At 66.6% G+C, this 18,119-nt stretch carries 18 protein-coding genes; 2 read left to right on the plus strand and 16 right to left on the minus strand.

The annotated features are described in order from the left end of the window. Nucleotides 1–936: 936 nt before the first annotated feature. Nucleotides 937–2,028 carry an ATP-binding protein gene (locus IE200_RS12800; RefSeq protein ID WP_308433006.1) on the minus strand — a complete coding sequence of 364 codons (1,092 nt, stop codon included), beginning with the start codon at nt 2,026–2,028 and terminating at the stop codon, nt 937–939. A gap of 395 nt (nt 2,029–2,423) precedes the next feature. Further along, nucleotides 2,424–2,831 carry a hypothetical protein gene (locus IE200_RS12805; RefSeq protein WP_191279884.1) on the minus strand — a complete coding sequence of 136 codons (408 nt, stop codon included), beginning with the start codon at nt 2,829–2,831 and terminating at the stop codon, nt 2,424–2,426. 95 nt (nt 2,832–2,926) lie between these two features. Between IE200_RS12805 and IE200_RS12810 the strand changes: the two genes are divergently transcribed. Further along, complete coding sequence (locus IE200_RS12810) at nt 2,927–3,739, plus strand: hypothetical protein (protein WP_191279885.1); 813 nt, start codon at nt 2,927–2,929, stop codon at nt 3,737–3,739. Nucleotides 3,740–3,797: 58 nt separating this feature from the next. On the opposite strand, the gene IE200_RS12815 is transcribed toward IE200_RS12810, so the two are convergent. The 6 genes from IE200_RS12815 to IE200_RS12840 all read right to left on the minus strand — a co-directional run bounded on the left by IE200_RS12815 (nt 3,798) and on the right by IE200_RS12840 (nt 10,463). Next, nucleotides 3,798–6,263: an RCC1-like domain-containing protein gene (locus tag IE200_RS12815; RefSeq protein ID WP_191279886.1), complete on the minus strand. Its 2,466-nt coding sequence runs from the start codon at nt 6,261–6,263 to the stop codon at nt 3,798–3,800. Nucleotides 6,264–6,348: 85 nt separating this feature from the next. Next, on the minus strand, nt 6,349–7,815 hold the full coding sequence (locus tag IE200_RS12820) for an SCO6880 family protein (RefSeq protein WP_191279887.1): 1,467 nt from the start codon (nt 7,813–7,815) through the stop codon (nt 6,349–6,351). Further along, nucleotides 7,812–9,110 carry a type IV secretion system protein gene (locus tag IE200_RS12825; RefSeq protein WP_191279888.1) on the minus strand — a complete coding sequence of 433 codons (1,299 nt, stop codon included), beginning with the start codon at nt 9,108–9,110 and terminating at the stop codon, nt 7,812–7,814. Before IE200_RS12825 ends, IE200_RS12820 begins: the two co-directional genes overlap by 4 nt. Before the next feature lie 25 nt (nt 9,111–9,135). Beyond that, on the minus strand, nt 9,136–9,408 hold the full coding sequence (locus IE200_RS12830; RefSeq protein WP_191279889.1) for a DUF6112 family protein: 273 nt from the start codon (nt 9,406–9,408) through the stop codon (nt 9,136–9,138). Between the two features lie 96 nt (nt 9,409–9,504). Further along, nucleotides 9,505–10,179 carry a DUF6349 family protein gene (locus IE200_RS12835; RefSeq protein ID WP_191279890.1) on the minus strand — a complete coding sequence of 225 codons (675 nt, stop codon included), beginning with the start codon at nt 10,177–10,179 and terminating at the stop codon, nt 9,505–9,507. Beyond that, the gene (locus tag IE200_RS12840) at nt 10,176–10,463 is read right to left on the minus strand and encodes a DUF6112 family protein (protein WP_191279891.1); all 288 of its coding nucleotides are present in this window, start codon (nt 10,461–10,463) and stop codon (nt 10,176–10,178) included. The genes IE200_RS12835 and IE200_RS12840 overlap by 4 nt, the downstream gene beginning before the upstream one ends. A 64-nt stretch (nt 10,464–10,527) precedes the next feature. Here IE200_RS12840 and IE200_RS12845 point away from each other — a divergent pair, with 64 nt between their 5' ends. Continuing rightward, nucleotides 10,528–11,211 (plus strand): hypothetical protein, encoded by a 684-nt coding sequence (locus IE200_RS12845; protein ID WP_191279892.1) that lies wholly within the window; start codon nt 10,528–10,530, stop codon nt 11,209–11,211. A 490-nt stretch (nt 11,212–11,701) separates the two neighbouring features. On the opposite strand, the gene IE200_RS12850 is transcribed toward IE200_RS12845, so the two are convergent. The 8 genes from IE200_RS12850 to IE200_RS12880 all read right to left on the minus strand — a co-directional run bounded on the left by IE200_RS12850 (nt 11,702) and on the right by IE200_RS12880 (nt 18,059). Continuing rightward, the gene (locus IE200_RS12850; RefSeq protein WP_229856487.1) at nt 11,702–12,610 is read right to left on the minus strand and encodes a M23 family metallopeptidase; all 909 of its coding nucleotides are present in this window, start codon (nt 12,608–12,610) and stop codon (nt 11,702–11,704) included. A gap of 186 nt (nt 12,611–12,796) precedes the next feature. Further along, nucleotides 12,797–13,465 carry a hypothetical protein gene (locus tag IE200_RS12855; protein ID WP_191279894.1) on the minus strand — a complete coding sequence of 223 codons (669 nt, stop codon included), beginning with the start codon at nt 13,463–13,465 and terminating at the stop codon, nt 12,797–12,799. 29 nt (nt 13,466–13,494) lie between these two features. Next, nucleotides 13,495–14,439 (minus strand): ParB N-terminal domain-containing protein, encoded by a 945-nt coding sequence (locus tag IE200_RS12860; RefSeq protein ID WP_191279895.1) that lies wholly within the window; start codon nt 14,437–14,439, stop codon nt 13,495–13,497. A 13-nt stretch (nt 14,440–14,452) separates the two neighbouring features. Further along, complete coding sequence (locus tag IE200_RS12865) at nt 14,453–15,310, minus strand: hypothetical protein (protein ID WP_191279896.1); 858 nt, start codon at nt 15,308–15,310, stop codon at nt 14,453–14,455. Continuing rightward, complete coding sequence (locus IE200_RS12870; RefSeq protein WP_191279897.1) at nt 15,307–15,669, minus strand: hypothetical protein; 363 nt, start codon at nt 15,667–15,669, stop codon at nt 15,307–15,309. Before IE200_RS12870 ends, IE200_RS12865 begins: the two co-directional genes overlap by 4 nt. Then, complete coding sequence (locus tag IE200_RS12875; protein ID WP_191279898.1) at nt 15,666–16,571, minus strand: bifunctional DNA primase/polymerase; 906 nt, start codon at nt 16,569–16,571, stop codon at nt 15,666–15,668. The genes IE200_RS12870 and IE200_RS12875 overlap by 4 nt, the downstream gene beginning before the upstream one ends. 175 nt (nt 16,572–16,746) lie before the next feature. Continuing rightward, nucleotides 16,747–17,112: a hypothetical protein gene (locus IE200_RS20770; RefSeq protein ID WP_229856488.1), complete on the minus strand. Its 366-nt coding sequence runs from the start codon at nt 17,110–17,112 to the stop codon at nt 16,747–16,749. Beyond that, nucleotides 17,076–18,059: a hypothetical protein gene (locus IE200_RS12880; protein ID WP_229856489.1), complete on the minus strand. Its 984-nt coding sequence runs from the start codon at nt 18,057–18,059 to the stop codon at nt 17,076–17,078. The genes IE200_RS20770 and IE200_RS12880 overlap by 37 nt, the downstream gene beginning before the upstream one ends. Nucleotides 18,060–18,119 lie beyond the last annotated feature (60 nt).

Raw genomic sequence — 18,119 nt, forward strand, 5'->3', positions numbered from 1 at the left:
CTACCACCGCCGTCGGCGACAGGCCGCTCTCGGACGGTTGACCCCCATCGAGTACGAGACCATCATGACCACACCTGCCGCTCAGGCAGCCTGACCCAACCTGTCACCTATCCGTGCAGCAGTCCCGTGAGATCGAACGCCGCCTTGGCCAGCGCCTCCGCAGTCGCCTCGCGCTTGAGATCCCGCAACCCACGATCCACGCCCCCAGTATGCCCGTCCCTACCCAATGAGCAAAAGTGCCCAATGCGCAGCTCGCATTCGCCTCCGCGCGCGGTTCCGCAGAGCGCGCCAGCTCAGTCGCCTGCTCGTGCACCTGCCGCAGCCGTTTCTGCGCCAGATGCTCGACCCGGCGACCACCAACTGGTCGCGGGTCCCGCAATGGTGCGGCTGGGCGCCCCGCGACAGCCCGGCCTTCTGCGCAACCGCCGCGCCGGCGGTGCCGGCGCAGCCGAGCTCGACCAAGCACGTGATGGTGGCATCCGGGAGGACGCCACGCTCTGCAGCCGAGCGGTCCTCCTCGCATCTGAACGCAGGTGCACCTCCGCGGGTTACATGCGTGCATAAATGTATGGGGACTGCGCTCCCGTTGCTTCCGCGAGTGATGGAGCCGCATGAAGGCAGGGTGAGGTCATGGCCAGAGTGGTCCTCGACTATCCGCACCGTCAGGCCGAGCACTGTGGCTCCGGTGCCTTGCGCGACCTGATGGAGTGGGAAGGGCTCGGCTGGGCTGGTACGGGGTTCCGAGGCCGCCTGGCCGGCGCGCTCGCCGCCGCTCAAGGGTCCCGGATCACCTGTCCGGTGACGTTCTCGGTGACGGCTCCCGATCCGGCACACGCTTCCCGTTGCGGCGTCTCTGAACCTGAGTGTCCGCACAGGCTCGAGGACGCTGCGCATTGCTCAGGCTCGTCGCAGAACCGTCAAAATTCGCGCGAACTTCTAAAGTGCCGCGTTCATCCGGCCGGTCGTGTCGAAGAGCTCGAGCTCTGCCGGGTGAAGCTGGTGCTGGACGACGAAGGACCTGTGCTTGATCCGCCACAGCCCCTGGCCAGTCCCGAGAGTCGGGAGCAGCGACTGCTCCGTACCGGTCAGCCCGAGCGCAGACGCCGTCGACCCGAGCTGATCTGATTCCTGGCGATAGACAATCCGGGTCTCGGCATTCGCCAGCAACGAGGAGGCGAGCGCTCTCATCGCGCTGCCCTGATCGCCGACGTTGTCGAGGTCAGACAGCTTGTGAAAGATCAGCATGTTCGCGATCCCGTAGTGCCGGGCTAGACGCCAGTGCGCATCCATGCGGCGCAGTAGCGCCGGGTGCGACATCAGGCGCCACGCCTCGTCGTACACCACCCAGCGCTGCCCGCCGGAGGGGTCGAGAAGTGCCGATTCCATCCATGCCGACGCGCACGTCATGAGCACCGAGATGAGCGTCGCGTTCTCGGTCACGCGAGAGAGGTCGAGCGAGATCATCGGCAGAGTCGGGTCGAAGCGGACGGTGCTGGGACCGTCGAACAACCCGGCGAGATCGCCGGCGACCAGGCGCCGCAGGGCATGTCCGACGAGTCGGCCGTCTTCTGCCAGGCGTCCGTCAAGGTCGTCGCCTCGGTCGGGTGCGAGCAACCGCTCAACCACCATCGGCAGCACAGGGACCGGTGTCGAACGCACGGCGTCGGCGAGTGCGACGTCGATCGCGGTGTGCTCGAGCGGCGTCAGCCGGCGGTCGAGAACCGTCTCTGCGAGGGCGCCGAGGAGATCCCGCCTGCGCGCGGTCACTTGCGCCTGCCACTGGGCATCGTCGAAGCCAGCAGGTCGGTGCCCCTCGTCGAGCGGGTTGAGGCGGTTTGCCATGCCGTGGCCCAGTGCGATCGCGCGGCCTCCAACCGCTTCGGCGACAGCGGTGTGCTCGCCCTTCGGGTCACCGGGCACGTACACACGGCGGCCGAACGGGATTGACCGGGTGTAGAGGCTCTTGGCGAGCGCCGACTTGCCTGAGCCGACGATGCCCGCCAGCACAAGGTTCGGTGCCGTGATCATGCCGCGGCCGTAGAGAACCCACGGGTCGTAGACGAACGAGCTCCCGCTGTAGAGGTCTTGGCCGACGAAGACCCCGTCACTCCCGAGGCCGCCTTCAGCGAGGAACGGGTAGGCGCCAGAGAGCGTGGCCGACGTGTCCTGGTGCCTCGGGATACGCAGTCGCCCCGGGGTCCGAAGCGCGGCCGGACCCTGCTCGCCTGACTTGGGGAGTACGACGGTCGCTTTCCGCTCCGCAGTCAGGGCATCAGCCTTCGTCCGGGCCTCTGCCTTTCGGTTGCTTCGATCCGCGTCCAATCGCGACTTCGCTGCCGCGCGCCGGAGCCGTCGGTCCCGGCGTCGTTCTCGGCCCGGAGAGACGAGAACGGCGCTGTGAAGCCGCCCGTCCTGCCAACCACTCACAGCGACAGCCCGAGCTCGGGCGACCGATGCACCGGTGCTGCGACGGTCGGAAGCTCGCGCGGCATGTATGTGATCCGCGCTTCGGCGCTGTGCGCGCTCCCAATGGACTCCGCCACCTGGTGAAGGATCTCGCCCGCGCGGTGGAGTTCCCACGACACCTGGTACGTCGCAGCTCGGCCGGCGCGGGAGTCGCCCGCGACCCACACGCCTCTCTGCGCGGCGCCGTCGTGGAAGGCAGCGAGTTGGTGGAGCGACTGGCTCAGGGACGCGACTGCTGAGGTCAGCGATCCAAGTACCGAGTAGATCTGGCGTGGATCATCGATGGCACGAGTTGCGTGAGCCAGCGCTCGCAGGGTGGTCTGCACTTCGTCAGCGTCGGCAGCGGGGTTCTCGAATGTGGGCATCGGTGGGCTCCTTCTCGATCTGTTCGAGAAGCAGGTGTGCCAACTAATCCGTCAGAAATCGTCGTCCCTGGCCGGACTCGTACGAGGATGGGCCAGTGGCTGCGATCGATCTTCCGTTTGGCTGGGACCGCCCGTACCGGTACGGCCAGGCGTTCGCCGCGCTCTCCCTCGGAGAGCCAGGAACTGAGGAGCTTTTCAACACGGCGCTGACCCACGGGCTGCTCGCGATTGCCGCTGCGACTATCGATGGTCACCCTGCTCGAGTCCCCGGCCGGCAGCCTTCGGCAAGCGTCTTGCTAAGGGACCTGGTTGGCGCATTCGGCGAGGCGGACGGCGTCTGCTTGGTGCCCAACGGTGCAGCCGATGTTCCGAACCCATTCGGTGTGTTCGGAGACGACTACAAGCCTCCGGTCGAGACGGTCGTGAGGACGGGTCTTCTGGCTGAGGCACTCAAGGTCGCCGATGCCGCGCGGCACGGCAGCGGGCCAAAGGGCGAGTTGACCGAACAACATGTCGCCGCACTCGAAGATCTTGACGCGCACCCGGCTCTCAGATCGATCGGCGACGCGCGGCGCGACCGCGACTGGTCAGATGGCACTGCCGCTGACTCGCAGGAACTCGGTCGTGCTGCGGATTACCTTGAGTTTCTGCCGGAGGACGAAATTGAGCGGCGTGTCGAGCAGGCGCCCTCCTCTCCCGCCGCGCCCGACTACTTCGACGCTGCCGCAATCCAAGCCTGTCCTGTCTGCGGGTACGAGACCCTGATCCCGACGGGCGGGGACGAGATGGGCTACGGGATAACCGCAGGCACCTGCTTCGTTTGTTCGTATACGCGGAGCGAAGACGCGGCGCACGACCTCCAGTCGTCCGCAGAGTTCCGTCGGCTCTGGGAGAGGGATCACGACTGAACAGCAGGCTTCCGTACTGACGCCGCTCCATTCTGCGGCGTCAGTGCGGAGAACGACGTCAGCCCACGTGCGGGCCGCCGCTGGGGTGCGTAATGGCGAACCAAGTGGATTCCCGCGAGGCCATCGATGCGACGTCCGAAAGACCCGGAACCTGTTGGGGTGTGTTACTCGAACTGGTCGTGCCGTTTGCGAGGCGACCGCCTTCGTTCTGGCCCCACGCCCAAACAGTGCCATCTCGCTTAATCGCGAAGCCGGCGTGGATCGAACACACGTCAGCAAGCCCGGGGAGCTTCACGGGTCGGGGTTGATCCTCGCTGCTGCCGTCGCCGAGCCGGCCGTCGTCGTTCCGACCCCATGCCCAGACCGTTCCATCCTCAGCCAACGCGAAGCAGGAAGGACCGAATGGCTCGATGGCGACAACGGGCGGCAGGCCCTCAACCTTGGCGGGCATTTGGCGGTCTGTGCCTGTGCCGTCGCCCAGTTGACCCTTGTCGTTCCGCCCCCAGGTCCATACGGTCCCGTCGCGCGTCACAGCTACACAGAAGTCGTCCCCTGCGCCGATCGACGTGGCGTCGGTGAGTCCGGGCAGCGCGTAAGCGTCGTCGCGGACACCGAACGGCGCCATCGACTTGTTCGGGACATCCGTGCCGAGGTTCTCCACCCTCCATTGCCAGACGGCGCCATCTTTGGCGAGGCCAACGTCGAATCGGTAGTAGCCGTCTTCCCAACTGTTCGTCGAAGCGAAGTCAGTCCAGGTCACGATGCTGGTGAGTTCACCCGGTCCATCGAGCGGGCGCTGCTTACCGCCCCAGTAATACGGCCCCTTGTGATCCCACGAATAGCTGTCCAATTCGATCACCGCCGTCGTCCCGTCGTTCCGTGCGACGTAGAGGAGGGGCTCGACTGGATGAACGGCGGTTGCATCCGAGAGATCAGGCAGTTGATGGGGGCTCTCGCTGAGATAGATGACCCGAAGATCCCAGACGGTGCCGTCCTGCTTGACGGCAAAGCCGTCCTTCAATGTGACAACATCAGCGACCCCGTCGACTCGCTCCGGGACTCGACTTCCATCAAGCGAGTTGTTGACGATCCTGCCGCCCCATGCCCATACGGTGCCGTCAGTACGCAGTGCGCGGATCCGACCGTCGTAGCTGAAACTCTGACCCCCGGAGAATGAGATCTCCGTGACGCCGTCCAGCCCGCGGATGGGAGTTGGGGACAGCCGATTGTCCCTGGAGCCGTCGCCGACCTGCGCCGTGAAATTGTCTCCCCAGGCCCACACCGAGCCTGGCTCTCGCGACTCCGTGCGGGTAGTGGAGTGTGTGTTGCTGGTTGGCTGGCTGTAGCCGGACTCCGGGTCGGCACCGCTCGCAAGCGCGTAGGCGGAGTTCTTGCGCGCGGCAATCTCGGCGATCCCCGAAAAGCCAGCCAGTTGAACGGGGACGAGGCTGTCCGCGCGAGTCGGGTCCCCGAGTTGGCCGTTGTCGTTGTTGCCCCACGCCCACACTGACCCGTCTGAGATGACGGCGTAGGCGGCTGCCCAGCCGGCAGCAATGCTTCGAACATTGGAAAGTCCGGCAACCTGTGCAGGGGTCGAGACATCGTTCTGATGGCCGATGCCCAATTGGCCCTGACTGTTCTTGCCCCAGCCCCACACGGTGCCGTCGGCGCCGAGCGCGAATGCCGACGAGTGTCCAGCCGCAATTTCCTTGACTCCGCTCAGACCCGCAACAAGCACGGGGGCGGAGCGATCTTCCTTGGTGCCGTCCCCGAGTTCGCCGTTGTAGTTGGAGCCCCAAGCCCACACGCGTCCTGTCGAGTCCAACGCAAATGCAGCCATCTCGGCCGCCGCGATCGCGGCCACGCGCGGCAGACTCCGGATGGCTACGGGTGTCAGATGCTCGAACGTGGTTCCGTCGCCGATGCGGCCCCTTTGGTTGTCACCCCACGCCCAGACAGTTCCATCGGAGTCGAGGGCGAATGCGCGCGAGCCACCTGCCGCGATCGCTGAAATGCGGCTCAGCCCAGTCACCTTGACCGGAGTCGGGGATCCGACTTCGGCACTGTTCATTGACCGGACGACGAACCCATCCGACTGGCTTCGTGGAGTAATCCAGTCAGCGCCGGGTCCGACTCCGAGCTCGTGAAATGGGTTGCCACCCCAGGCCAGAACCTCTCCGGCTTCCGTGAGGGCATAGGAGGTGCGGGCACCAGCTGCAAGCTGCACGACGCCGTGGAGACCATCAAGTCGGACTGGAGATGAACTGTCCTGTTCAGTGCCATCGCCGAGCTTCCCGAAGTCGTTGAAGCCCCACGACCAGACGGTGCCATCTGCCTGAAGGGCGAATGCGCACTCGGTTCCGGCGACGATGCTGATGACATTCGATAGTTCGAGGGCGGTCGGGATGGACTGTTGATCCTGCGTTCCGCTACCGAGCTGTCCGTGGTAGTTCTCGCCCCACGCCCAGACAACTCCGCCAACTTGGACGGGATTTGTGACCGAAGCCCTCTTGAACCATGCCATCGACGAACCTCTCTCGCTCGCCTGAAGGCTAGTGGCCGGCGGAACGTTGCGGCGGAAGTTCCGTGAAGGTCGGCTGCTCGAGGGACTACACAGCCCGACATAGCGGCAGCGCCGCGGCCGAGAATGCCTGCGCCTGCTGCCCCCAGAGCCGCCGCGTCTCGCACGACGCCTGGATCGCGGCCTGTTCGATGTCCGCGACCGCTCGCTCGAGTTCGTCGAGATCCTGAGCACTGACGGCGATGAGCCCGGTGGTCCGCAGGATGCCGTGGCCGGCGGTTAGGTCGGCTTCCTGCTGGAGGACGTCGTTGAACTCGGCACTCTGCTGCGCGTCCTCGATCTGGCCGATGCGCTGCCGCTGGGCGGCATCGGAGATGTACTCGGTCTTCTTCTTGCGGATGTCGCGCGCCGCCTGGTCGGTCCGCAGCGGCGTGTAGATCAGGCTGAACGTGCGCCGGACGCCGGAGGAGAGCAGCACGGGTGCGAGGAACCCGGGGTACACGAGAGAGCGTGGCCACTCGCTGATCCACAGGACGCAGTGGTGGGCGGAGTCGCTCCGCACGCTGGACCAGTTCTCGCTGACGGCGACCGGTCCGGCGGTGGCTAGGTCGCGGCCAAGTTCCCCGTGGCGCTCCAGTGCTCCGGCAACGACTGGGTCGTAGGCCGAGCGGAGGATCACCGCAAGGTCCCCGGGCTCGAGCCAGTCGGACGGGGCGAGGTCGGCCGCACGCAGGGCAGCGGTCATCGTCGCCATCTCCTGGCGCAGCACGGCCGCGGCGCCACGGTTGCCGCCTCCGGCTGCCTTGATGGCGCGGGCGGCCGACTTCATGTCGAGCGAGATCGACACGGTGCTGGCGTGGCGCTCGCCGGCGGGTCCAGCCCGTTCGATGAGTTCGCCATACGTCGTTGAGGTGAAACTCTCATCATGAGCGCCGTGCTGGGACCACCACTCGGCCAGACCCTTGCCCGAGTCCGGCAAGGTTCTCTCCATCACCTGCACCGATGCGATGCGACCCGATCGGCAGGCGGTCGCCAGCACTCGACCCCAACTGGTGACGCGCCGCTGCTGCTCGATCGGGTCGAGCAGGATGAACGCTGGATGGGTAACGCCGACGACCGCGGTGAGCGTGGCGCGATGTGGGTCGTGGATCATGACCGCGCCGCTGTCGGGATCGTGCCACTGGCGCAGTCGGGCCGCGTCGCCAGGAAGGGCCAGCGTGCCGGCTGGGCGCGGCTTCACTACGCGGCGGCGGAACAGGAGTTGCCCTCCGGCGGAGCGCCAGAGCCAGCGGCTGACGACGGGGAACCACTCGACCAGCTTCCTGCCGCCGACGCCCACCCAGGCGAGAGGGGCGGACACGGCCATGACCGGCAGGGCGTACGCGAGCGCTCCTCCGCCGCCGGAGTAGAGAGCCAGAACAAACACGATCGCGCCGATACCGACCACGAAGAGTTGGGATCCCGACAGGCCGAGGAGGACACCGCGGCGCGTGAGCCGCGAGAACTTCACCGGGGACAGGTCGTAGTTGCGCGGACCAGCCGCCGACGCCGTCATCGCCCGCTCCTCGTTCCGTTCGAACCCGCTGGCACGACGTCCGCGACGTGGGGCGGCATCGGCGTACTCGACGGCGCAGCCTGTTCGGATGCCTCGACGTGCTGGGCAGCCTGGTGGCCGACTGCCGCACCGATGCGTGGTCCAGCGGCGGACGCCTCCTTCGCGACCACAACGCCGCCTGCGATCGCGCCGCCCGCAGCTCCGCCGCTCGCCCCTCCACCGCTTGTGGCTCCCGACGCGCCGCTCGATCCCCCTCCACTCGGTCCGGCGCTGGCCGGAACCGGCAGTGCGCCGCCACCTGAGCCGCCCGTACCGTCAGAGCCCTCCAACACCCGCGGCGGCTGCGACATCGGCTGACGGTTCATGGGAATCGGTAGCGGGCGGTTGAGGGCCCCCTTTGCTTCCTGCTCGGCCGACATCGCGTGGTACATGTCGAAGCCCATGAAGCTGATCGCCTTGTAGGTCATGTACGGCGCGAAGCCTGCGATAAGCATCAGGACCACGCCGGCGATGGGCTCGCTGACCGACTGGAGGTCGGCGTCGATTGGAGCCGAGACCTGGGCCGTCGCGAGCAGGAAGATCACGACGAGCACGACCTTAGACAGGATCAGTGCAATGACGAACTGGGCCCACTTGCTAAGCCAACCGCGCGTCTGGTCCCAGCTCGATCCGGCCAGAGCAATGGGCGCGAAGACGATCGCCACAAGCAGGAGTGCCTTCCTGATCAGCAGGCTGATCCAGACGATTACCGCGGCACCGAGGGCGAGCCCAGCGAGGAAGATCGTGAGGATCGCGCCTGCCCCTGGCGCCGCGACGTTGATGCCGACGAGGCCGGCGGTAAGTAGACCGATGCGGTCGCCCATCTCGCTCATGTTTGCGCCGGCAGCGTGAACGATGCCGATGCAGAGCTGGTCGGTGATCTCCAACGCAGAGGCCAGGAGCGCGAGGGCGACGAACGACCCGAGGATGGATTTGGCGAGGCCGAGAGCGGCCCGTGTGAGAGCCGCTGGCTCCCGTCGGATCATGCCGCCAATGACCTGGAGCATGAAGAACCCGAGCATCACGAACACCGCGACGCCGAAGAGGATGTTGTAGACCTTCGTGTACTGGCTGCTCGTGACGTCGACCATCGTGGTCGAGTCGAAGACCGTCCACACCGACTCGAACATCCACCCTGCAGCGTTTCCCATCGCCTGCGCGAGCCAGTCGAACGGCGCTGACACGAGGGCGCCGGCCGCCTCGCCCGCGACATCGCAGACGCCCGAGATCACGGGCACGTCGCATACGTCGACCATTGTTGCCTCCTTCGCCGGTGCTGGGTCAGACGGCCTGGCCGACGTTCCAGAAGAAGTTCACGAGCGCGACGGACGCGCCGGTGATGATCGCGGCGCCGAGCCCGACGAGTACGCCGAACTTGCCGCGTCCCGCCAGGTGTGGGTTGGACGAGTTGGCGCCGAGCGCCCACACGACCGCCGACACGATGAGGGCAAGGACGGCCAAGATCAGGCCGACCGTCATTGAAGCGCCGACGATGCTGCGCAGCTGACCGATGCCGGGCAGTCCGTTCGAGTTCGGATTGATGTCGATGTCCATCGGGAGCAGCGCCACGACGTTGTGCAAGCCGATCTGAATCACGATTCCTCCAGAGGTTGATGGGTCTTCGGTGGTCAGGTGCTGGCCGTGATCCGTTCAGTCGCCAAGGCCGACGCCGGACGGCTCGTGCCGTCGCGTGAGCGCCGAGTCCGACAGGTCGTAGCCGGACCATGGCGAGCGACCCGGGACGTGGCGCGTCCCGGCGTTGTTGCGCTCGGTGATCACCGGCGCGCCGGTCACCTGCATCGCTTCCGGGTAGTGGTCGAGCACCCACTTCCTCGCCGTCTTGGACAGCCCTGGCTGGTCGACGGAGCGCAGTCGAGCTGGGACCACGGGCAACTCGCGCCAGCGCGGAAAGACGTGGTCGTGCCATGCCTCGACTGCCGCGTTCTCGTCAGCGGCGAAGACGTGCCAGCCGTGGGGCTCGCAGATCGCTTGGTAGGTGAGTTCGCCCACGCAATGACACATTCCGCGAGGTTCGCTGTGCTTCCACGGCTCGCACCGCAGATCGGCCGTGAACATATCGAAGGCGTGGTCACCGACCTCGACGCCGCCGGGCACTGCGATGGCCCGATGCCACATTCGGTTCGGTCGCCATACGGAGTTGAGCTTGTGCAGGAACTGCCAATGCGCGTACGCCGCGTCCAGGGCGGCAGGGGAGAAGTACGCCGTCGTGAAGTGGAGGGGCGCGCCCGACCAGACGGGAGCAGCTTCGACGGCCGCCTCGTGCAACATGCCGTCGATGTCGAAGGCGAGTTGCTCGTCGTTCACAACTGCGCTCCGACGTCGAGCAGCCAGTTCGCCCACGCGAGTGCGCCTCCGGTGAGGGCGGCACCGCCCAAGGCGACGAACAGCCCTGTCTTTGCCTTGCTTGCGGCCTGCCAGCTTCCGCTCGATGATGCGACCGCCCATGTGGTGCCGCAGGTGACGACCATGAGCACGGCAATGATCAGGCCGTAGGTGAGCAGGGCTCCCACGATGGCTCGGAGTTGCCCCGACCCACCGACGGCACCGAAGTCGGGGCCAACGAGCGGAATCAACGCGGCGACGTTCATGTCGATCAGGTGGTCCGCCCTCTACGCGGACCGTCTGTCGCACCCGAGCCCTACAGTCGGCGCCATGAACGATGACTTCCCGCTGCGCGCGGGCGATACCGCCGTCACGGCGCAGATGAGTCCCTGCGTCGGCGGGTTGGTGCGAACCTGGGTCGACGGTGGAGCGTCACAACTCTGGTCGACACCTGACGCCGACTGGTTGCTCCAGACTCAGGCAACTGGCCACATCGGTCGCACGTCGCGGGAAGACCGACGGTTCCGCGAAGCTGGGGTGCTCGCAGAGACGAGCGGCACGCTCATGGTGCAAGGGCGCTTCCCGGTGAAGGTCGATGACGACAGCTACTCAATCGAGGCGAACATGGTTCGCCTGGAACCAGCCGGACAGCCCAGCGAGACGGTTTTCGATGACTTCCGCGCCCTGCTCACGCGCGCCATTCAGCACTGTCTGAGGAGCAACGAGTTCCTCGTCGTGGAGTTGGGTGGCTGGGACGCCCCTGAGCAGCCGTTCTGTCTGTTCGTCGTGGTTCCGGACGAGACCGCTGGCCCCGTCAGCGTGATCGAGACCGCCCCTGACCCGGTGGGGTCGCAGTTCTGGGACCCGCACATCGTTCCGGGCCGCGAGAGCCAAAGCCTGAGGGCACCTGCAACCCCCGAGACGATCGATGTGGCGCCGATCCTGATGATCGAAGCGATAAGTCGCTGGGGCATCCAGCCGTGGGATGTCGCGTTGACCTTCGGACAGCGCTGACCTATTCGGCCGCGATTTGTCGGACGTCCCTGCCAACATCCGGTCCATGGCAAATGGAGAACCCGGAGGTAGCGGGTACTGGATCGACGGCCCGCAGGGATGCCCGATCGGTGGACCCTTCGACCTGTGGCGTCCGAACTACTTTCACGCGAACGGGGAGCCGCCCGAGGACACCGCCAAGATGTATCCGTCGCTGGCTCCGGAGACGGTGAAGGCGGTCGCAGTCGCGGCGGTGACGCACCGCGCCGAGCTGTCGGATGTGCTCGCAGCGTTCCGCGATCACGGACCGGAGATCGAGTTGACCGTCGCCCATCGCTACTTCAGCCAGTGGCGCAAGCGCGTTCCCTTCATGCCCGACTCGATGCAGGACATCCCGCTCCGGCCGGCCCGGACCTCGCCCGAACCGCTCGACGAGTTCCTCGAGGACTGGCGGACCAAGGTCGCGCCGAAACGTCCCGCCTTGCGAGGGGCACTGACCGCTGTCGGGGTCCTACGGCACGGCCGTCCAGTGCAGGTGGTCGTAGTGCCCGCCCGTGACGCTGTTGGGGTCGTGCATCCCGCCGCCGTCGTACGGGCGCCAGCCTTCTGCCCTACGTGCGACTGACCAGATGCGCCCTTGCCAGATGAGGTACTCCACGCCGAGGGTCTCCGCGTTGTCTTTCATCCAGTTAGTGACCTGCCAGCCGTAGTCGAGCGCGTGGCCGGTCGCCGCCGTTCCGATGGAGTTCCCGAAAGTGCCGTCGCACGCACGGCCAAGAGAGTGCTCGGACGGGTCGCCTGGTCGGGGCGCCCAACAGGCCCAGGAGCTTTCAGGGAAGTTCGCCTGAACCTGAGCCAGGATGTGCGCGGTCCGCTCCGTGATCTGACCGTCCGACGTGGGGTCGTCAACGAGGTTCCCGGGGTTGCCGCCGTTGTAAGGCGCCGCTGGCCCGCCAGCATCCGCACACCCGGCCTCTGATGCATCGGATCTGCTGTGGATGTCGATCGCTCCGTGAGCGGAAAGCCACTGCTCGGGGTCGATCGGAGCTGCGTTGGGGCCGCCGGGCCGGACCTCAAAGTGCAGGTGGGGTCCCGTCGAGTAGCCGGCCACTCCTACGTCGGCGATGTACTGCCCCGCGGTGACCATGTCGCCGACTGCCACGTGGATCCCGTCGGCGTACATGTGGGCGTAGCCAGTGACGACGGTGCGTCCGCCCACCGTGTGCCGGATCAGGATCAGGTTCCCGTATCCAGTCGCCGGGCCAGCCGAGACGACTCGACCGTCGGCCGCGGCCAGGATGTGTGTGCCCTCGGGTGCAGCCAAGTCGACGCCCGTGTGGAGCTTCGTCTCGCCGGTGACGGGATGGACACGAATCCCGAAGCCGCTCGTCTTGACCCAAGTCCCGGCAGGGAGGGGCATGACGACTCGCGAAGTCTCTGGGACTGGCGCGGTTGTGTTGCCGACGGCCGAGAACGCCCCGCTGGTCGTGGGAAGGCACGAGGCTTGCGCAGCGGGGCTGAGAAGAGCGCCCAGAATCAGGAGGCAGCTTGCAGGCCCCATGAGCACCAGGAGGAGCCCGCCGACTACCGCCTTGCGCATCCCGCGTCACTCCAGCGGATCGTCGAGCCGCGACAGGCGCAGGAGGTGGCACTCCGGGTACGTCGGCGCGCAGACGGCGAACACGGTGAAGGCAACGTCGTGCTCGCTTGTGACGCCCTCGCCTTCCCAGACGCCGGAGCGATGACGGACACCACGCACCGTCAAGGCCACCGTTCCGGGAGCCAGTTCGTCACCTGCCTGCTGGAGTGCGATCGCCCATTGGTCGGGCACTTCGATCGACGTCACTTCGATCCACTGCCGGGTTTCGTACTTGCGCAGCCGGGGCCAGATCTCCTCCGTCGGCAGGTAGTTGGCGATGTCTGCGACCAGGCCTGCCGACGACTCGCCGGTGGGGTCTGCGACGGCGACCAGGAGTTCTGTCGTGCTCGTCGGTGTCGTCATCTCTTGGGTGTCCCAGTCGAAGAGGACCTCGGCGACGCCTTGCGCGAAAGTTTCGGCGTCTGAGGCGCGGAGCGACACGTTGGTCTGCGCCTCGGCCGACGGGGTGGGCGGGGCAGTTGGCTCGTCGCCGGCGCCCCGGGTGCCATCGGATTGATGCCGATTGGCCAGGAGCGAGTACGTCGCGATGGCGCCTAGTAGGAGCATGGCGGCTAGTGCCGCGACGAGGAGGCGACGCCACTTCACGTCGTTGATTTCGGGATTCCACGTCCACATGGCCGACCTCCGGATTTGCTCGTCCGCTGTCAGGTGGTCACGCAGGTCCGAGCCAGGTCGACGGCCTCGGCGAAAGCGTTGGTCTCCTCGAGGACCCGGAGGAAGGTCGACCAGTCGTCGTTGCTCGACTCGCGCGCGATCTCATCGGCGTCGTAGTGCTTTGACCACCCCTCCATCTCGCTCCAGACCATCCCGAAGGACTTGACGGAGCGTTTGGCGGTCGCTGCGGCAGCTGCGCGCTTGATCCGGTTCTCTCTGATCCGGCGTGCGCGGTCGGCCTTTGCCTGCTTCAGCGTCTCGGCCATGCGTTGGTCGAACTCGGGATCCGCGGGGTCGGCTTCAGTTGCTGCCACCACCGCCCGAACTCGCTGATAGCCCGGATCGACCGCGCCGCCGTTGCGGATTCGTTCGAGCTCGTCGTTGGCGACCCTGCGGACTGCGGCAGGCCGCTCGCGATCGCCCGCGATGCGTTCCATCTCGATGATCTGGTTCAACCTGGTGTACGACGCGGTCTTGGTGATGAGCTCCGCGGCTCGCCTGCGTGACTTGCCGAGGGGTTCCAGTCCCGGTGGTGCCGATTCGGCACCACCGTCGCGAGCGTCGCCACCGAACCGGGAAGCCATCTGCCGGCGGCTCGCGTCCTCGGCGATGAGGGCAGACAGTTCCTTAAAAAGCTGCGCCGCCTCGTACGCGGACAGGGGCTTGTGCGTCAGGTTGTCGTCGCGCTCCGCGAGCAGTCGTGTCAGTTCATCGCTGAGGCCCGAACGAACCCAGACCCGAACTGTGGTCCAGCCGAGCCGACGCGCTGCTTCCAGCCGGCGGTAACCGCAGATCAGGTAGCCCTCCGGTGTGATCGTCACCGGTTGCAACAGCCCGACCCGCTCGAGCGACTCCATCAGCGGTTGCAGATCCCCAGGGTCGCGTAGGTGGTGATCGCACACCTGGATCGAGTCGATGCTGCGCTGCAGCTCCACGTGGCCGCGAGAGTCAGACATGAGCCGCCTCCGTCTCAGAGGGCGCCGACGCCGCGATCGCTGAAGCGACCGCGCTGGATCCGAAGATCTCGGCGGTCTGTTCGCCGATGAGCAGGCGCTGGAGGATGCCTCTTCCGACCGCTGTGCGCTCGAGGTTGGGATTCTCGTGGCCGAGGACGGCGTGCAGCACGCGGACCCACGAGTCCTGGTCGATGTCGAGTTGGAGCCGGATCGACCGGTCGCGACGCAGCGACTCGAAGGCGGCGTACTTGCTGCCCGTGTTGATCAGTCGAGCTGCGATGCACTCGAGGGCGAGGCGCGCTGCTGGCTCCGGCCAGCCGGACTCGACGAATGCGGTCACGGCAGCGTCGAGCGCGAAGAACGCGTTCGTGGGTTCCGCGGGAACCTGGCCGTCGACCTGCACACGCGGGGGTGGGTCCTCGAAGTCGCTCACGTCGTCGTACGACCAGAACACAGGGTGGTAGTCCGCCAAGCTCGCCTCGTGCGCGTTGATGCGCTCGGCATCGTGGAAGTCGACGACGCCGTCGGTGCGGACCTGATCCGCCCCACACAGCAAGCCTCGCGCGCGCTCCTCGTAGTAGAGGTGCAGCGCCACCGAGTGAGTGATGACGGCCCACGGGTCACCAGCGATCCGCGCTGCCCTTGTCCGCATGACGTCCCAGGCGGCTGCTGCGGCTTCCGCCGGCTCCAAGTGGTGCTTGATCGCCAAGCTGGCGTACTTGGCCGTCGCATAGGCTATGAGCTCGGCGGCGTCCGGATCGCACTCCCAAGCTCCGTCGCCCTCGTAGTGCAGGTAGACGAGGAGCAGGCGCATGGTCTGGGGGTCCTCGAATGGATGGGGGCTGCTCATAGCTCGACTCCTCGTTCGACGGTGGGCGTGCTCGGTTCAGGTCGCGCGATGGAACGTCGCGACAGTCGCTGTGCCGAACGGGCTGCCGCGCCCGGGCCGCGTCGCGCGCGGCGGGTCAACTCGGACTGCAGGTCGATCCCGCGCCTGATGAACTTCGAACCGACGGTGGTCGGTAGTTCGCTCGGGCGGACCCACGCGACGCTGGGCCGGCCGAGGTTCTCCGGCGCGGAAACGCCGTCGTGGCTGAGGGACGGGTCGCGGTGATGCGCGAGGGCATTTGCCTGCGCGTCCTTACTCGGTTCCGGGGAAGGTGGTTCGATCTCGCGGTCGAGGCGGCGCTCATACGGGTCGGTGTTCATAACCGGACCTCCTCAACCGCTCGCGTGGGGCCCGACGGCTGCGCCGGTCCCAGTCGTGTGGCGATTCGGTACGCGGAGCGGATCGTCGTGGTCGCTTCGTGTTCGGGCAGCCCGGCCGCCTTGGCGGCATCTCCGAGAACGTGTGCAGTCGTTGCGAACGAGAAGTTGGCCTCGGCCATGCGGCATGCGGCCCAGAACAGGCCTTCGTTTCGTCCGCCCTCCGGCCGGGAGGCAACCCAGTCCGCCAGCTTCTCCGGCCGATGCGTAGTGCTCGGGAGGTCGCGAGGAGGTCCGTGACGCCGCGGGGGATCGAGGAAGTTCCGCAGCGCCGCGCCGTTCACCTCGTGCGGCTGACGGTCGGTGATTGCCGCCAGTTCGTAGCGGCGATCGACCCCGTCACGAGCAATGACGTGAGACGGGGGAGAGACGACGTAGCCGCCGTCACCTCGGAAGTCCACGTGGCTGCCGGGGAGCGCCCACGAGCGCTGTTCACCCGCGGACCATCGAAGGAAGTACGCATGGAGACCCCCGGATGGCGTTCGCACCTGCCAGGCCCAGTCCGAAACGATCCCCAGTCCTTCGGCGCGCGAGAAGGCCTTGTACCCGTCACCCCCTGAATGGACGTCCACGTCGACGACGTCCACCCCGGACGTGGCCCCGGTTGGGATGCCGATGTTCGCATCGGGCCACCGCTTCCACCAGGAGGCCACGACGCCCCGGTCGCTTGAGGCGTCGTGGAAGCCATGGGGAGTCAGCGGGTGCTTTTGACCGGGCGCACACGGAAACGCGGGGATGCCGTTGTCGGCCAGCATGGTGGCTGCGGCGGCCAGTGACACATCTGCGCTGCAGACGGCCTGGACGAGCTGAGGCGACCAGCGAGGTGTGGCGGCTGAGTGGTTCATGCCAACCACGCTGCACCGTGGGGGGCACCAATTTGCGCCCCTCCAAACCCCGCCCCTCCTCGGGACGGGCGCCCCTGTCAGAACGCGTTTGTGCAGGTCAGGAGTGGGCCCCTCCGAAAGTTGAAAAAGTTTCGGCTCGATGCTTGCGCCGAGCGCAAATCAGGATGATCCTGCGTCAGGAGCGCGCGGGCAGCACCAGAAGCGTCCCGTCTTGGTGCTTCTCAATCTCGATGACGACGTCCGCGGCGGCATTCGTCTCCGCGGGGGCGAGCGCCCGCAGGCGGTACGACGCGTCGAGGAGGCTGTCGACTTGCTTACGAGTCATCACCCTGTCGATCAGCCGCTTCGGTGATCGGAGCTCGAGTGACGACAGACGCCGGAGCACGTTCTCGATGCGTGCTTCCAGTTCGTTGATCCGCTGCTGATCAGCCCGAAGGCTCTGGACGAAGTTCTCGAAGGGATTGTCTTGATCGCTCTGCCCTGCCTCTACGCCCTGCAACACGATCACCCGGCGCTTGAGGGCGATCGCGAGTGCAGCCATTTCGAGGTGTGCTCGAAACTCGCCGCCCTCCTCGCTGATGCCCGGGAACGCTGCGTCGAGTTCGGCGACATCGACGTGATCATCTTCGAGGACCGAGTCCAGCGCTGCCTCCCACTTCTTGACGCGAGTCTCTGCTCGCTGCGAGGCAGTGCTGATGGCATGTGAACCGCGGAGTCCAATCCGAGCGATGATCCGACCTTGCCCCGGTCGAGCAACAGGGCAGTCGCCTTGTCGATGGCGTCGCGGCAGCCGTCAAGCTCACTTCGCTCGGCCCCCAACTTGTCATCGTGCAGCTTTTCCAGGAGTTCGGTGATGTTCTCGATGGCCCTTTGCCGCTCGTGGTCCGCGTACGCGCTCGCTCCAACCGCAACCGCCATCAAGACAAGAGGCGCAGCCACGGTCATTGCCGTGCCAGCGGCGGCTGTCCCGGCTGCGGCACCGACGGCGGTTCCGGTTGCCCCAGCGGAGGCTGCTTCTACGGGGACGAAGGTGGCTTTGGCCGCGATCGCGCTCTTGCCGGCGCCGGCGACCAGGTCGCCGTAGACCCCGCCGCCGACAGCCTTGGACGTCATCGGCTTCACGAGACCCTTGCCGAACTGCGATGCCACCTTGGCAGGAACATGCATCCGGTAGAGAACCTCAGTGGACTGCGTGACCTGCTGGACGGCAGGCGACTTCGAGGAGCCGGTGACGAGCCTGGAGAGCTCCTTCGCGAGCGGGCTCATGGCGTCGAGCGGGAGGCCACTCGACGCCCGATCACGCTTCGCGGGCATGGGGTGAGCCTCTAGGGTGACCAGCGGTGCGGACGCGAATGCTGCGAGCGCCGAGCGGAGTTCAGTCAGCCGTTCTGGCGTGAGCGCTCCCTCATCTGCGAAGGCGGGGAGGGTGGCGCCCTGGGTCGTGGACAGGGTCCATACGGGCACGATCGTGCCGTCAACGTTGCTCATTGGTCTCCTCGGTCAGGCGCCCAACACGATATCGGCCGGAGACGACAGATGAGGCTGTCT

It is taken from the genome of Nocardioides flavus (ex Wang et al. 2016) (genome assembly GCF_014653115.1).
Taxonomy (GTDB): Bacteria; Actinomycetota; Actinomycetes; order Propionibacteriales; family Nocardioidaceae; genus Nocardioides; species Nocardioides flavus.

What these genes read in the sequence shown, in the direction of transcription:
- IE200_RS12800 (WP_308433006.1), bottom strand. Translation starts at nt 2,028, where the DNA reads ATGATCACGGCACCGAACCTTGTGCTGGCGGGCATCGTCGGCTCAGGC.
- IE200_RS12805 (WP_191279884.1), bottom strand. Translation starts at nt 2,831, where the DNA reads ATGCCCACATTCGAGAACCCCGCTGCCGACGCTGACGAAGTGCAGACC.
- IE200_RS12815 (WP_191279886.1), bottom strand. Translation starts at nt 6,263, where the DNA reads ATGGCATGGTTCAAGAGGGCTTCGGTCACAAATCCCGTCCAAGTTGGC.
- IE200_RS12820 (WP_191279887.1), bottom strand. Translation starts at nt 7,815, where the DNA reads ATGACGGCGTCGGCGGCTGGTCCGCGCAACTACGACCTGTCCCCGGTG.
- IE200_RS12825 (WP_191279888.1), bottom strand. Translation starts at nt 9,110, where the DNA reads ATGGTCGACGTATGCGACGTGCCCGTGATCTCGGGCGTCTGCGATGTC.
- IE200_RS12830 (WP_191279889.1), bottom strand. Translation starts at nt 9,408, where the DNA reads ATGGACATCGACATCAATCCGAACTCGAACGGACTGCCCGGCATCGGT.
- IE200_RS12840 (WP_191279891.1), bottom strand. Translation starts at nt 10,463, where the DNA reads ATGAACGTCGCCGCGTTGATTCCGCTCGTTGGCCCCGACTTCGGTGCC.
- IE200_RS12845 (WP_191279892.1), top strand. Translation starts at nt 10,528, where the DNA reads ATGAACGATGACTTCCCGCTGCGCGCGGGCGATACCGCCGTCACGGCG.
- IE200_RS12850 (WP_229856487.1), bottom strand. Translation starts at nt 12,610, where the DNA reads ATGCCCCTCCCTGCCGGGACTTGGGTCAAGACGAGCGGCTTCGGGATT.
- IE200_RS12855 (WP_191279894.1), bottom strand. Translation starts at nt 13,465, where the DNA reads ATGTGGACGTGGAATCCCGAAATCAACGACGTGAAGTGGCGTCGCCTC.
- IE200_RS12865 (WP_191279896.1), bottom strand. Translation starts at nt 15,310, where the DNA reads ATGAGCAGCCCCCATCCATTCGAGGACCCCCAGACCATGCGCCTGCTC.
- IE200_RS12870 (WP_191279897.1), bottom strand. Translation starts at nt 15,669, where the DNA reads ATGAACACCGACCCGTATGAGCGCCGCCTCGACCGCGAGATCGAACCA.
- IE200_RS12875 (WP_191279898.1), bottom strand. Translation starts at nt 16,571, where the DNA reads ATGAACCACTCAGCCGCCACACCTCGCTGGTCGCCTCAGCTCGTCCAG.
- IE200_RS20770 (WP_229856488.1), bottom strand. Translation starts at nt 17,112, where the DNA reads ATGGCTGCACTCGCGATCGCCCTCAAGCGCCGGGTGATCGTGTTGCAG.
- IE200_RS12880 (WP_229856489.1), bottom strand. Translation starts at nt 18,059, where the DNA reads ATGAGCAACGTTGACGGCACGATCGTGCCCGTATGGACCCTGTCCACG.